This window comes from Ferrigenium sp. UT5, from assembly GCF_045866295.1.
GTDB lineage: Bacteria > Pseudomonadota > Gammaproteobacteria > Burkholderiales > Gallionellaceae > Sideroxyarcus.
Genome location: NZ_BAAFRY010000027.1, coordinates 18,033 through 30,123 on the forward strand (window position 1 = coordinate 18,033; position 12,091 = coordinate 30,123).

The window sequence follows — 12,091 nt, forward strand, 5'->3', positions numbered from 1 at the left end:
AAACCCGGCACGGGCCTGTGCCGCCCGGCGAAGTCCCCATGAAAAAAATACTTGTCGTCGCGCCTAGCTGGGTGGGCGATTGCGTGCTGATGCAACCCATGCTGCAACGCCTGATCCAGCGTCATCCCGGCGCACAGATCGATGTGTTGGCGCCGCCCTGGACGGAAAAATTGCTGCGCCAGTTACCCGAGGTGCATGCGGTTATCCGCAACCCTTTCGGCCATGGCGCATTCTCCTTTTCCGCGCGCCGCAGGCTGGGCGCGCAACTCCGCGCCGCCTGCTATGACCAGTCCATCGTGCTGCCCAACTCCTGGAAATCCGCGCTCATTCCCTACTTCGCCGGGATTCCATTGCGCACCGGCTTCATCGGCGAATGGCGCTTCGGGCTGCTCAACGATGCGCGCCGCCTCGATAAAACCAGACTGCCGCTGATGGTGGAGCGCTTCGCCGCGCTGGCGGAAGTCAAAGGTGCCGAACTGGAGCGCCCGCTACTGGCCCCGCTGTTGCAGGTGCCAGCGGAACAGCGCGCTGCCATGTTGGCCAAGTTCGGGCTGATGCTGGACAAACCGGTCGCCGTCTTTTGTCCCGGCGCCGAATACGGCCCGGCCAAACGCTGGCCGCCCAACTATTACGCCGAACTGGCGCAACACCTGCATGCGCAAGGCTATGTCATCTGGCTGATCGGCTCCCCCAAGGACAAAGAGGTTGCGGACAAGATCGTCGCCCTCGGCAACCGGCAAGTCCTCAATCTGTGCGGCAACACCGACCTCGCCGAAGCCATCGCGCTGATGTCCTGTGCCGATCTGGTGGTCAGCAACGACTCCGGCCTGATGCACATCGCCGCCGCGCTGGATCGGCCGCTGCTGGCGATCTTCGGCTCCAGCAGTCCGCAGTTCACCCCGCCGCTGTCGGATCGGGCCCAGGTGCTGAAACTCGATTTACCCTGCAGCCCCTGTTTCAAACGCGAGTGTCCGCTCGGCCACTTCGACTGCATGCTCAAGCTGACGCCGCAGGAAGTCGCGCGCCACATCCCCGTTCATCCGCAGCGATGAACGCAGGTACGCATCAATCGGGCAGTTCTTCTTTCCGCCCGTAGATCACCCACCGGTTCTTGCCGGTTTGTTTGGCGTGATACATCGCCTCGTCGGCATGGACCAGCAGTTTTTCCACGCCGGTGGCGTCTTGCGGATAGAGGCTGATGCCGATGCTGGCCGTGACTTTTTCCGCAACCTCGCCCAGTTCGCAGGGTTGCGCCACGGCTTTGATGATTTTGCGCAGCACGCGGCGCAAGCCTTCGCCATGCCCCACCCCGCGCAGAAGGATCGTGAATTCGTCTCCCCCCAGGCGCGCAACGGTGTCACCCGCGCGCACACAACTGCGCAGACGCTGCGCAATGGTCTGCAGCAGCTTGTCGCCGGTCGCATGGCCGCGCGCATCGTTCACCGCCTTGAAACCGTCGAGGTCGATGAACAGCACGGCAAACTCGCTTTTGTTGCGCTTGGCCTGGATGATCTCCTGCTGCACCCGGTCCTGGAACAGCATGCGATTGGGCAGGTCGGTCAATATGTCGTGATAGGCAAGGTGGTGAATCTCTTCTTCCAGCCGGCGTTTTTCAGAAATATCCTGCTGCACCGCGAGAAAGTTGGTCAATTCGCCTTTTTCGTCGAACAGGGGCGAAACGCTTTGCGTGACCGTGAACAGCTCGCCCGACTTGTTGCGGTTGATGATGTCGCCACGCCAGTCTTGACCGCTACTGATCCGCGACCACATGGCCTGCCAGAAAGAAGCCTCATGCAGGCCGGAGGAAAAAACCCGCGGGGTCTGCCCCAGAATCTCTCCGCTCGGGTAGCCGCTGATGCGCGTCAACGCCTGATTCATCCATTGCACCCGCCCCTGGCAATCGGTGATGAACATCGCATTCGCCGCATTGCGCATGGCCACATCCATCAGGCGCAATTCCTGCTGTTCCCGTGCCTGCAGGATCGCCACGGCGACCCGCGCGGCAAACGCGGAAAGACGGTTCACCGTGAACGTATCGAACGCGTCTTCCCGCACGGCGTACATCAGCAGGACCCCGATGACTTGGCCGTCGATCGCCAGCGGCAATGACAGGACGCAGCGCAGTCCGTGCTGCCCGGCACGCTCTCGCCACGGCGCAAACTGGGGCGCGTCTGCGCCCAAAACGACCGGGTGATTCTCGCGTATCGACACACCTGCCGGCCCCCTGCCCTGCGGCGTATCGTCCCAGCGCACCTGGATATCTTCCAGGTAAGCCGTCCTGCCGGCGGCATCGACAATCTCGATGCTGCCATCCGCGACTTTCATGCCCAGCCAGACCAGTTCGAAACCGAACAGCTCGACCATGCGCTGGCAGATACGCTTGACCAGATGTGGCAAGTCGAACTTGTGCAGGATGTACTGATCGATCTCCTGCAACAGATGGTCGGTCACAATCTGCTCGCGCACGTGGTAGCGCAAAGCCGCCGCAACCAGTTCGCGCTCGACCGTAGGCACCAGACGCTGACTGTCCTGCAGCCGCACACAATCCCGGGCGCCCAGGCGCACGGCCTCGGTCAATGTCATTTGCGCCTCATCCTGCAGGAGCAGAATGCACGGGATGTCCAACTCGCGCTGGCGCAGGGTATTGAGGGTGCGTTCGACGGGAAATTTTGCGGTGGGGGAGATAAACACGATCTGGACCGGTTCGCGCAGGGCCGTTTCGAGCGCAGCCATATCCCCGGCCAGATGCGTTTGCATGCGGTAACCCTGCTGTGCAAACATGTCCGCCACCCGCGCCACTTCCGCCTTGCGCAGGGTGACAAACAAGGCGCGGATAAACTTCATGTGCGGATACTGTGCGGCAGTGCCTGGCCGGGGCCGGACGCTGTCAGCCAGCCCAGCGCGAGCAGCTCCTGCATCAACCGGTTGAACTCATCCAGCGTCTGGGGCTTCTGGACAAAACTGTTTGCCCCGATCTGGTAGGCCAGCACCACGTCCGCTGGTTCATGGCTTTGCGAATAAACCACGATCGGGACCTGTTGCAAACGCGGATCCATGCGGAGGGTGCGCAACACGGCGAGTCCGATCAGCTTGGGCAACTTCAGATCAATCAGGATCAGGCGCGGCACCGGATGGCCCTGCGCCGTTTCTGCGGACAGCCACTCCAGCGCCGCAACACTGTCCGGCACCACCGCCAGATACAGATTGCCTGGACAACTCGCCACCGCCTGCTGCACCAGCAGGATCGCCGGCTCATCGCCCTCCACCAGCAAGATCGTATCGCCGGACTGTCTCAACACCATGCCCCCTCATCGAATCAATTCGCCCACTCGTCCTGTCATGCAGCGCGCGGCGACCGGGCCGGAGGATACCTGAACGCGGAATATAAATCCAAGCCGGGCCGCTTGACGCGGCGGTGGCTGGGGCGCCTGCGCGTTCCATTTCATTCGCCCCGGCTCCGTTGAGCATCGCCCTTCCCCCCGCACCAAGAAAAACGCGGCACACGGCCGCGTTTTTCGAGATTACCTGCACGTCGTGTTCAGAACGACTGACTGATGCCGAGCGACAATGTCCACGGTGCGGTCAGTTGGCCAAAATTGGCTTCCGCCTTGTCCACATAGACATACTGATACAGGGGCAGCTGGACAAAACCATAGATACGGGTTTGCCGCGCCACGGCAAAACTCAAGCCGGGGCTCAAGTTCAGACTGTACCCCCCCGAAGTGGGCTCGGCCTCCAGGCCGTTGTCGCGATCGCGGTAGTGGGCGTTGACCTGGAGCAGGCCGGTGAGTTGGCGCGTGAATGCGTAACGCGTACCGAGATCAACCACGACGTCATCACCCGGCTGGAAATCCTGATGATGATTCAGCGCAGTTTGTCCCTGGATGCTGGTGAACCATCCCCAGGGCGAATCGGCCAGCTCATGGTAATAGTAGGCGCCCAGAATCAAATCGGTCGTGCCCGTTCCAGGCTGCGCGGAACGCTCCAGCGCATAAGGGGTTCCGGGCGGATCGGCCGGATCTTGCGCATCCATATTCTGCGTGGTTGATCCGGTCGGAAGTTTCAAACCAAGGCGCACCCCGCTCCCCGAATGCGAATCGCCCAGATCAAAGCTGAAACTGCCCACCGCACGGATATCCCCCAACCGGGTAAATTCAGCCCGTTGCGGGGTGGGGATGCCGGAAGTGGAATCGAGCGTGTGCGCATGATCGCGGATGACCAGCGGCAGACCCAGCGCAATTTTCCACCGCGCATTCACCGCATAGTCGATATCGGCATTCAGCAGTTGGTTGATGGTGCGCCGGTTCTCGATTTCCAGACCGGTTGCCGCCGGCGCTTCAGGGGCAACCCGCTTTGAGCCAAAGCGCAGCTTGTTGGCGCGCGCATAGGTATAACGCAGGTCCACGCGCACCCCTTCGTCGTGCGACAAGCCCTGTGCATCCCACTGCGTATTCACCGGACAACTCGCCGTGCCACACGCAGCCTGAACGTTCGCGCAGGCACCGAGCAACATCATCATCAGCAATCTTCTCTTCATTGTTTCTCTCCTGGTAGGGTATTCAAAACCGCCCCGCATCCTACCAAGACCGGCCTGCGCGCCCCTGCGGCAAATTGTCGCACCCGGATTGACGACGAAATAAATCGTAGCCTGCCCCTTGTGATTCACGGCCCAACAACGATCGCTGCGACATCCACCAGCGTTCGCATAAGCAGCATCAAGAAAATGCAGCGCCACACCGCCAATGCCTGGCGGGCTGATTCATGCCACATAGAACAGGATTGCGCCGTAATGCAGGGCACTGCCTGCCAGCACGAACAGGTGCCAGATGCCGTGCCCATGGCGAAACCGCTCATCATAGAGATAGAAGATGATGCCGCCCGTATAGGCAACACCGCCTGCCGCCAGCAGCACGAAACCGGGCGTGCCCAGCGTTTCCAGCAGGGGCAGGATGGCAACGATGGCGACCCATCCCATCAGGATGTAGATCAGCATGGACAGCCAGCGCGATTTTCTGGCGAACCACGTTTCCTGAAATATCCCCAGCAGCGCCAGCCCCCACACCACGCCGAACAGCGACCAGCCCCACGGCCCGCGCAGGCTGACCAGCGTGAAGGGCGTGTAGGTTCCGGCAATCAGCAGATAAATGGCATTGTGATCGAGCTTCTGCAGGATCGATTTGATGCGGCCCGCCCTGGCGTTGTGATACAGCGTGGAGAATCCGTACAGCGACAGCAGCGTGGCGGCGTAGATCGAGAAGCTGACAATCTTCCACACGTCGCCGCTCAAGGCGCCCAGTACGATCAGCACCACCCCGCCGATCAGGGCCAGCAGGGCACCGATCAGGTGGGTCCAGGTATTGAACCGTTCACCTTGCTCCATGAGAGGTGACCGCTTCGCAATCGAACTCACGCGCCAGACGCCGCATGCCGTTCGATCACCTTGTCGATGAAGTTGCGCAGAAAACCTTCGGTCTGCGCGCTGTGGAAACGGTCTATCTCGACCCCGCGGCTGTAGGCGATGACCGTCGGGAAGCCGCGCACCTTGTGCCGTCCGGCGATCTTCATGTTCTCGTCGGCATCGACGATCCCGAGTATGAACTTGCCGTTGTATTCGAACACCATCTTGTGCAGCAGCGGCGCCAATACCCGGCACGGCGCGCACCATTCGGCGCTGATATCGACCAGCACCGGCAATTCGTGCGAGCGCGCCACCACCCGCTCGTCAAACGTGTCTTCCTCGACGTTACAGGAATAGTCGCTCATTTTTCTTTCTCACTCCGTTGCCCGTTTGTAGTAATCCCGCGGCCGGAAACCGAGCGCATACAACACGCCAAAGTACGCCGCCATCCCGCCCGCGACCAACGCAGCCAGATGGAGGATGCGCGGCCAGCCGCGCGCTTCCAGCCAGTGCTGTTCGCTGCCCATGCCGAACCAGAGCAGCAATCCCAGCACCAGCAGGGCAGCGCCAAGCTTGGCGAAGAATGAAGGCCAGCCGGGTTCGGCGCGATAAATGCCGTGCCGGCGCAAAAAATGGAACAGCACCGCGGCATTGAGGCACGCACCCAGCCCGATCGACAAGGCCAGCCCGGCGTGCGCCAGATCAAGGCCAAAAACAAAAACGATATTCATCAGTTGCGTGGCGATCAGGGTCGCGACCCCGATCTTGACCGGGGTGCGGATGTTCTGGCGCGCGTAAAAACCGGGCGCGAGGATCTTGACCAGGATCAGGCCGATCAGGCCGACGCTGTAGCCGACCAGCGCGCTGCGCGACATCAGCACATCGTGCGCACTGAACGCACCGTACTGAAAAAAAGTCGCCAGCAGGGGCACCGCGATCATCCCCAGCGCGAGCGCGGCCGGCAGTGCAAGCAGGAAAGTGAGCCGCAAGCCCCAGTCCAGCATTCTGGAATACTCCGCCGTGTCGTTGTTCGCATGCAGTTTGGAGAGCGACGGCAACAGGATGGTGCCCAGCGCCACCCCCAGCATGCCGGTGGGAAATTCCATCAGCCGGTCGGCGTAATACAGCCACGACACGCTGCCCGCCACCAGAAAGGAGGCGAACACGGTATTCAGGATCAGGCTTAATTGGGCGATGGAGACGCCGAATGCGGCCGGCCCCATCTGGCGGATGACGCGGCGCATCCCTTCATGGCGCAGACTGAAACGCGGGCGCGGCAGCATGCCGATCTTTTTCAGGAACGGGATCTGGAACGCCAGTTGCACGATGCCCGCGACAAACACGGCCCACGCCAACGCCAGAATGGGCGGGTCAAAATACGGCGCCGCCCACAGTGCACCGCCGATGAAACAGAGATTGAGCAGGATGGGCGCGAACGCCGGCACCCAGAACTTGTTGTAGGTATTGAGGATGCCCGCCGCCACCGCCACCAGCGAGATGAAGAAAATGTAAGGGGAGGTGATGCGCAGCAGTTGCACGGTAAGATCGAATTGCGCATCGTTGCGCGCAAAACCCGGTGCGCTGATATAGACCAGGACCGGTGCGGCAATGATCCCGACCAGCGTGACCCCGAACAGGATCAGCGCCAGCATCGTACTGACGTGGTCCACCAGCAGCCGGGTCTCGTCGTGTCCCTTGCGGTTGCGGTATTCGCCGAAGATCGGCACAAACGCCTGCGAGAACGCGCCCTCCGCGAACAGGCGGCGCAGCAGGTTGGGCAGTTTGAAGGCGACAAAAAAGGCATCGGTCGCCATGCCCGCGCCGAACACGCGCGCGATCAGCACGTCGCGGCCGAAGGCCAGCACGCGCGAAACCAGGGTCAAACCGCTGATGGTGGCCAGTACCTTGAGCAGGTTCATGCCAGAAATACCCGTGTTGTCATTTAGGGAACCTCTATAAATTCATTTTGCGGGCGAATCGCGGTGTCGCGCGCTCGCTCATTCCTCGCCTATCCATTTGATATATCTCGTCATTCGCTGCGCGGCTCCTTGCGCTTCATCCCGTAAAAGTGAATTTCTAGAGGTTCCCTTGAGCCCATGCGCAAAATGCCGCCCGCTATAAACGCGGCGCATCATACCATTCGCCCCCCGCGCTCCCCGTGCGCGGCAAACGGAAAAACAACGTGTTGCAAAATACGGGACGCCTCCCTATAATGCGCGCCTTTTTACGCAAGCCGAATCCCGAGGAGTCATAGCATGGCCAACACCGCACAAGCCAAGAAACGCGCCCGTCAGGCAACGAAGCAGCACGCGCACAACACCACATTGCGCTCCGAAATGCGCACCGCGATCAAGAAAGTCATCAAGGCTGTGCAGGCGGGCGACAAGGCTGCCGCGCAGGAAGTGTTCCGCGCCTCGACCCGCGTGGTGGACTCCATCGCCGACAAGAAGATCATCCACAAGAACAAGGCTGCGCGCCACAAGAGCCGCCTGTCCGCCGCCATCAAGGCAATGGCCTGATCCATTTGCGGCTGACCGCTGCAACATGAAGGCCGACAGCGCTGTCGGCCTTTTTTGTTTATAGTTGCCCCATCAGAAAACAACAAGACCGGAAACTCCGTCATGTCACATTTGATGAACACGTATGCCAGGCAAGCCCTGGCTTTCTCGCACGGTGCAGGCGCCTGGCTCTGGGACACCGACGGCAAACGCTATCTGGACGGACTGTCCGGCATCGCGGTCAATACGCTGGGCCATGCACATCCGCGCTTTACCGCCGCGCTCAAGGCGCAAATCGACAAGTTGATCCACTGCTCCAATGTCTATCAGGTGCCGCAGCAGGAGCAACTGGCCGACAAGCTGTGCGCCGCCGCCCGCATGCAGGAAGTGTTTTTCAGCAATTCCGGTTGCGAGGCGAACGAGGCCGCGCTCAAGCTGGCGCGCCTGTACGGTCACAACAAGGGCATCGACGCGCCGACTATCATCGTGATGGAAAAATCCTTCCACGGGCGCACCCTGGCCACCCTCTCCGCCACCGGCAACCGCAAGGTTCAGGCCGGTTTCGAGCCGCTGGTCAAGGGCTTCGTGCGGGTCCCCTACGCCGATCTGGAAGCCGTGCGCCAGGTGGCGCAAAACGACAGCAACGTGGTCGCCGTCCTGGTCGAGCCCATCCAGGGCGAAGGCGGTGTGCGCACGCCGGAGGCAAGCTATCTGCAAGGCTTGCGCGAAATCTGCGATGCGCAGGAATGGCTGCTGATGCTGGACGAAGTGCAATGCGGCATGGGACGCACCGGAAAATGGTTTGCCCACCAGCATACCGGCATCCTGCCCGACGTGATGACCCTGGCCAAAGGGCTGGGCTCCGGCGTGCCGATCGGCGCCTGCCTTGCCGCAGGCCGGGCGACGGGGACATTCAAGCCCGGCAACCACGGCTCGACCTTCGGCGGCAATCCGCTGGCCTGCACGGCCGGCATCGCCACCCTCGACATCATCGAGCAGGACGGTCTGCTGGCCCATGCCGCGCAGACCGGACAATTCATCCGCGACGGTCTCGGCGACGGGTTGCAGGGTGTCGCCGGCGTCAAGGAAATTCGCGGCCTGGGTCTGATGATCGGCATCGAGCTGGACAAACCCTGCGCCGAGCTGGTCAAGCTGGCGCTGGCACGCGGCCTGCTGATCAATGTGACCGCCGACAGCGTGATTCGCCTGTTGCCGCCGCTGATCCTGACCCGGGAAGAAGCGCAACAACTGGTGGACGGCCTGGTGGCGCTCATCAAAGACTTTTTGCAATCCTGACGGAAAAGCATCATGGCAGCGAACCTCAAACACTTCTTGCAATTCCGGGATTTTTCCCGCGCCGAATTCGAATATCTGTTCGAGCGCACGCGCATCATCAAGGAACGCTTCAAGCGCTACGAGCAGTACTGGCCGCTGGCAGACCGCACGCTGGTGATGATCTTCGAAAAGGCCAGCACGCGCACGCGCCTGTCGTTCGAGGCCGGCATGCACCAGCTCGGCGGCTCGGCCATCTACCTCAACACGCGCGACTCGCAGCTCGGTCGCGGCGAGCCGGTGGAGGACGCCGGCCAGGTCATCTCCCGTATGAGCGACATCGTGATGATCCGCACCTTCGAGCAGGACATCATCGAGCGCTTCGCGCGCAACTCGCGCGTTCCCGTCATCAACGGCCTGACCAACGAATACCACCCCTGCCAGGTGCTGGCCGACATCCACACCTACATCGAGCATCGCGGCAGCATCACCGGCAAGACCGTGGCGTGGATCGGCGACTCCAACAACATGTGCAACACTTGGCTGCAGGCCGCAGAGATCCTGGACTTCAATGTGCACGTCTCCACCCCGCCCGGCTATGAGGTCGAACCCGAACGCGCCGGCCTGTTCGGCGCAGAACACTACGAGGAATTCAAGGATCCGATGGAAGCCGCGCGCGGCGCCGACCTGGTCACCACCGACGTCTGGACTTCCATGGGCTGGGAAGCCGAGAACGAGGAACGCCTGAAGGATTTCGCGGACTGGCAGGTGGACGGCGACATGATGCGCGTCGCGGCTTCGGATGCGCTGTTCATGCACTGCCTGCCCGCGCACCGCGGCGAGGAAGTCGCGGCGGAAGTCATCGACGGCCCGCAGTCGGTCGTATGGGATGAGGCAGAAAACAGACTGCATGTACAAAAAGCACTTATGGAATATTTGTTGCTGGGGAAAGTGGCATGAAATGCCCATCCCCAATGCAGTCTGTTTCGGCGGACGCTAACATGAGTGCAGCGAATGTTAAGCCGCGCAGCGGCGGCGGAAGCCAAAATCGTCTCCATGTGCAGAAGGCTCTGATGGAATACCTGTTGCTGGGGAAATTGGACAAGTAAGACCGGCGGAGGACAACGTGAAAGACTCTCTCAAACCCGGCATCCGTTACGAACACAAATTCGTCATTCCGGCGAGCAAGACCGTTCCCGCGCTGTATCCGGAATCCCCGGAATTCCAGGCGATGCCGGAAGTGTTCGCGACCGGCTACATGGTCGGGTTTCTGGAGTGGGCCTGCATCATCTGCCTCAAGCCGCATCTGGACTGGCCGTCCGAACAATCGCTGGGCACCCACATCAACGTCAGCCACGAATCCGCCACGCCGCCCGGGCTTGAAGTCACGGCGACCGTCGAGGTGACCGCCGTGGAGGGCCGCCGTCTCACTTTCGCCGTGTCCGCGCATGACGGTGTGGATACCATCGCACGCGGCACGCACGAACGCTTTGTGATCGACCGCACCCGATTCGAAAACAAGTTGCAGAGCAAACGTAAAGATACTTAACCGAAACAACCAACCTCGACAGGAACATCATGAGCGACATCAAGAAAACCGTCCTCGCCTATTCCGGCGGACTCGACACTTCCGTCATCCTGAAGTGGCTGCAGGACACCTACCAATGCGAGGTCGTGACCTTCACCGCCGACCTCGGCCAGGGCGAGGAACTGGAACCCGCGCGCAAGAAAGCGTTGCAGTTCGGCATCCCGGCACAAAATATTTTCATCGAGGATTTGCGCGAAGAGTTCGTGCGCGATTTCGTGTTCCCGATGTTCCGCGCCAACACAGTCTATGAAGGCGAATACATGCTCGGCACTTCCATCGCGCGGCCGCTGATCGCCAAGCGCCTGATCGAGATCGCCAACATGACCGGCGCACAGGCCATCGCGCACGGCGCGACCGGCAAGGGTAACGACCAAGTGCGTTTCGAACTGGGCGCCTATGCGCTGAACCCGAACATCAGGATCATCGCGCCGTGGCGCGAATGGGATCTGCTCTCCCGCGAGAAGCTGATGGCCTATGCCGAAAAGCACGGCATCCCGGTTGACATGAAACACAAGCAGGGCGGCTCGCCGTATTCGATGGATGCCAACCTGCTGCACATCAGCTACGAGGGACGCCACCTGGAAAACCCGGCGGCAGAAGCGGAGGAGAGCATGTGGCGCTGGACGGTGTCGCCGGAGAAAGCGCCGGACGCGGCGGAATATCTCGATCTCGAGTTCGTCCGGGGCGATGTGGTGGCGCTGAACGGGCAAAAGATGACCCCCGCGCAGGTGCTCAACAATCTGAACATGCTCGGCGGCAAGCACGGTATCGGCCGCCTCGATCTGGTGGAGAACCGCTACGTCGGCATGAAGTCGCGCGGCTGCTACGAAACCCCAGGCGGCACCATCCTGCTCAAGGCGCACCGCGCCATGGAATCGATCACGCTGGACCGCGAAGTCGCGCACCTCAAGGACGATCTGATGCCGCGCTATGCTGCGATGATTTACAACGGCTACTGGTGGGCGCCGGAACGCCGCGCCCTGCAAACCCTGATCGACCACACGCAGCAGAGCGTGAACGGCTGGGTGCGCGTCAAACTGTACAAGGGCAACGTCATCGTCGTCGGGCGCGATTCCAAGACCGATTCGCTGTTCGATTCCAGCATCGCGACCTTCGAGGACGACAAGGGCGCCTACGACCAGAAGGACGCGGGCGGGTTCATCAAGCTGAATGCGCTGCGCATGCGCATCGCGGCCAACTTGCAAATGAGGAAATAGTCCGATTCAGTAGTGTCCGGTTAAATTAGTCATTCTCGCCACGAAGCTCAATAACGGGTGGGTTTGTGGCGCAAATATTTTGGTGCCGATTTGAAATCAGTTTACCCATATTCCGGTT

At 61.1% G+C, this 12,091-nt stretch carries 12 protein-coding genes; 6 read left to right on the top strand and 6 right to left on the bottom strand.

Translation table 11 applies throughout. From position 1 onward, the window contains the following. The first annotated feature begins 38 nt into the window (after positions 1-38). Positions 39-1,052: a lipopolysaccharide heptosyltransferase II gene (waaF, locus tag ACKTSJ_RS09895; protein WP_407899793.1), complete on the top strand. Its 1,014-nt coding sequence runs from the start codon at positions 39-41 to the stop codon at positions 1,050-1,052. A 13-nt stretch (positions 1,053-1,065) separates the two neighbouring features. Here waaF and ACKTSJ_RS09900 read toward each other — a convergent pair whose 3' ends face one another. From ACKTSJ_RS09900 to murJ, 6 genes are all read right to left on the bottom strand, one after another. Further along, on the bottom strand, positions 1,066-2,844 hold the full coding sequence (locus ACKTSJ_RS09900) for a diguanylate cyclase domain-containing protein (protein WP_407899795.1): 1,779 nt from the start codon (positions 2,842-2,844) through the stop codon (positions 1,066-1,068). Then, a complete protein-coding gene (locus ACKTSJ_RS09905) occupies positions 2,841-3,302 on the bottom strand; it encodes a response regulator (protein ID WP_407899797.1) in 462 nt (153 codons plus the stop codon). The genes ACKTSJ_RS09900 and ACKTSJ_RS09905 overlap by 4 nt, the downstream gene beginning before the upstream one ends. 236 nt (positions 3,303-3,538) lie before the next feature. Further along, the gene (locus ACKTSJ_RS09910; RefSeq protein WP_407899799.1) at positions 3,539-4,537 is read right to left on the bottom strand and encodes a hypothetical protein; all 999 of its coding nucleotides are present in this window, start codon (positions 4,535-4,537) and stop codon (positions 3,539-3,541) included. A 222-nt stretch (positions 4,538-4,759) separates the two neighbouring features. Further along, a complete protein-coding gene (locus tag ACKTSJ_RS09915) occupies positions 4,760-5,380 on the bottom strand; it encodes a hemolysin III family protein (RefSeq protein WP_407899800.1) in 621 nt (206 codons plus the stop codon). Between the two features lie 26 nt (positions 5,381-5,406). Then, positions 5,407-5,763: a thioredoxin family protein gene (locus ACKTSJ_RS09920; protein ID WP_407899802.1), complete on the bottom strand. Its 357-nt coding sequence runs from the start codon at positions 5,761-5,763 to the stop codon at positions 5,407-5,409. 9 nt (positions 5,764-5,772) lie between these two features. Next, positions 5,773-7,317 carry a murein biosynthesis integral membrane protein MurJ gene (murJ, locus tag ACKTSJ_RS09925; RefSeq protein WP_407899804.1) on the bottom strand — a complete coding sequence of 515 codons (1,545 nt, stop codon included), beginning with the start codon at positions 7,315-7,317 and terminating at the stop codon, positions 5,773-5,775. A 336-nt stretch (positions 7,318-7,653) separates the two neighbouring features. Here murJ and rpsT point away from each other — a divergent pair, with 336 nt between their 5' ends. The 5 genes from rpsT to ACKTSJ_RS09950 all read left to right on the top strand — a co-directional run bounded on the left by rpsT (position 7,654) and on the right by ACKTSJ_RS09950 (position 11,973). Further along, positions 7,654-7,917: a 30S ribosomal protein S20 gene (gene rpsT, locus ACKTSJ_RS09930; RefSeq protein WP_407899806.1), complete on the top strand. Its 264-nt coding sequence runs from the start codon at positions 7,654-7,656 to the stop codon at positions 7,915-7,917. A 102-nt stretch (positions 7,918-8,019) separates the two neighbouring features. Further along, positions 8,020-9,192 (top strand): acetylornithine transaminase, encoded by a 1,173-nt coding sequence (locus tag ACKTSJ_RS09935; RefSeq protein ID WP_407899808.1) that lies wholly within the window; start codon positions 8,020-8,022, stop codon positions 9,190-9,192. Between the two features lie 12 nt (positions 9,193-9,204). Beyond that, complete coding sequence (gene argF, locus ACKTSJ_RS09940; protein ID WP_407899810.1) at positions 9,205-10,128, top strand: ornithine carbamoyltransferase; 924 nt, start codon at positions 9,205-9,207, stop codon at positions 10,126-10,128. 166 nt (positions 10,129-10,294) lie between these two features. Beyond that, entirely contained in the window at positions 10,295-10,717 is a 423-nt protein-coding gene (locus ACKTSJ_RS09945; RefSeq protein WP_407899812.1) for a thioesterase family protein, read from the top strand. A gap of 29 nt (positions 10,718-10,746) precedes the next feature. Next, entirely contained in the window at positions 10,747-11,973 is a 1,227-nt protein-coding gene (locus ACKTSJ_RS09950) for an argininosuccinate synthase (protein WP_407899814.1), read from the top strand. Positions 11,974-12,091: the final 118 nt, after the last annotated feature.

Coding starts and splice junctions, on each gene's coding strand:
- ACKTSJ_RS09950 (WP_407899814.1), top strand. CDS start 10,747: ATGAGCGACATCAAGAAAACCGTCCTCGCCTATTCCGGCGGACTCGAC.
- ACKTSJ_RS09910 (WP_407899799.1), bottom strand. CDS start 4,537: ATGAAGAGAAGATTGCTGATGATGATGTTGCTCGGTGCCTGCGCGAAC.
- rpsT (WP_407899806.1), top strand. CDS start 7,654: ATGGCCAACACCGCACAAGCCAAGAAACGCGCCCGTCAGGCAACGAAG.
- waaF (WP_407899793.1), top strand. CDS start 39: ATGAAAAAAATACTTGTCGTCGCGCCTAGCTGGGTGGGCGATTGCGTG.
- ACKTSJ_RS09935 (WP_407899808.1), top strand. CDS start 8,020: ATGTCACATTTGATGAACACGTATGCCAGGCAAGCCCTGGCTTTCTCG.
- murJ (WP_407899804.1), bottom strand. CDS start 7,317: ATGAACCTGCTCAAGGTACTGGCCACCATCAGCGGTTTGACCCTGGTT.
- argF (WP_407899810.1), top strand. CDS start 9,205: ATGGCAGCGAACCTCAAACACTTCTTGCAATTCCGGGATTTTTCCCGC.
- ACKTSJ_RS09905 (WP_407899797.1), bottom strand. CDS start 3,302: ATGGTGTTGAGACAGTCCGGCGATACGATCTTGCTGGTGGAGGGCGAT.
- ACKTSJ_RS09915 (WP_407899800.1), bottom strand. CDS start 5,380: ATGGAGCAAGGTGAACGGTTCAATACCTGGACCCACCTGATCGGTGCC.
- ACKTSJ_RS09920 (WP_407899802.1), bottom strand. CDS start 5,763: ATGAGCGACTATTCCTGTAACGTCGAGGAAGACACGTTTGACGAGCGG.
- ACKTSJ_RS09900 (WP_407899795.1), bottom strand. CDS start 2,844: ATGAAGTTTATCCGCGCCTTGTTTGTCACCCTGCGCAAGGCGGAAGTG.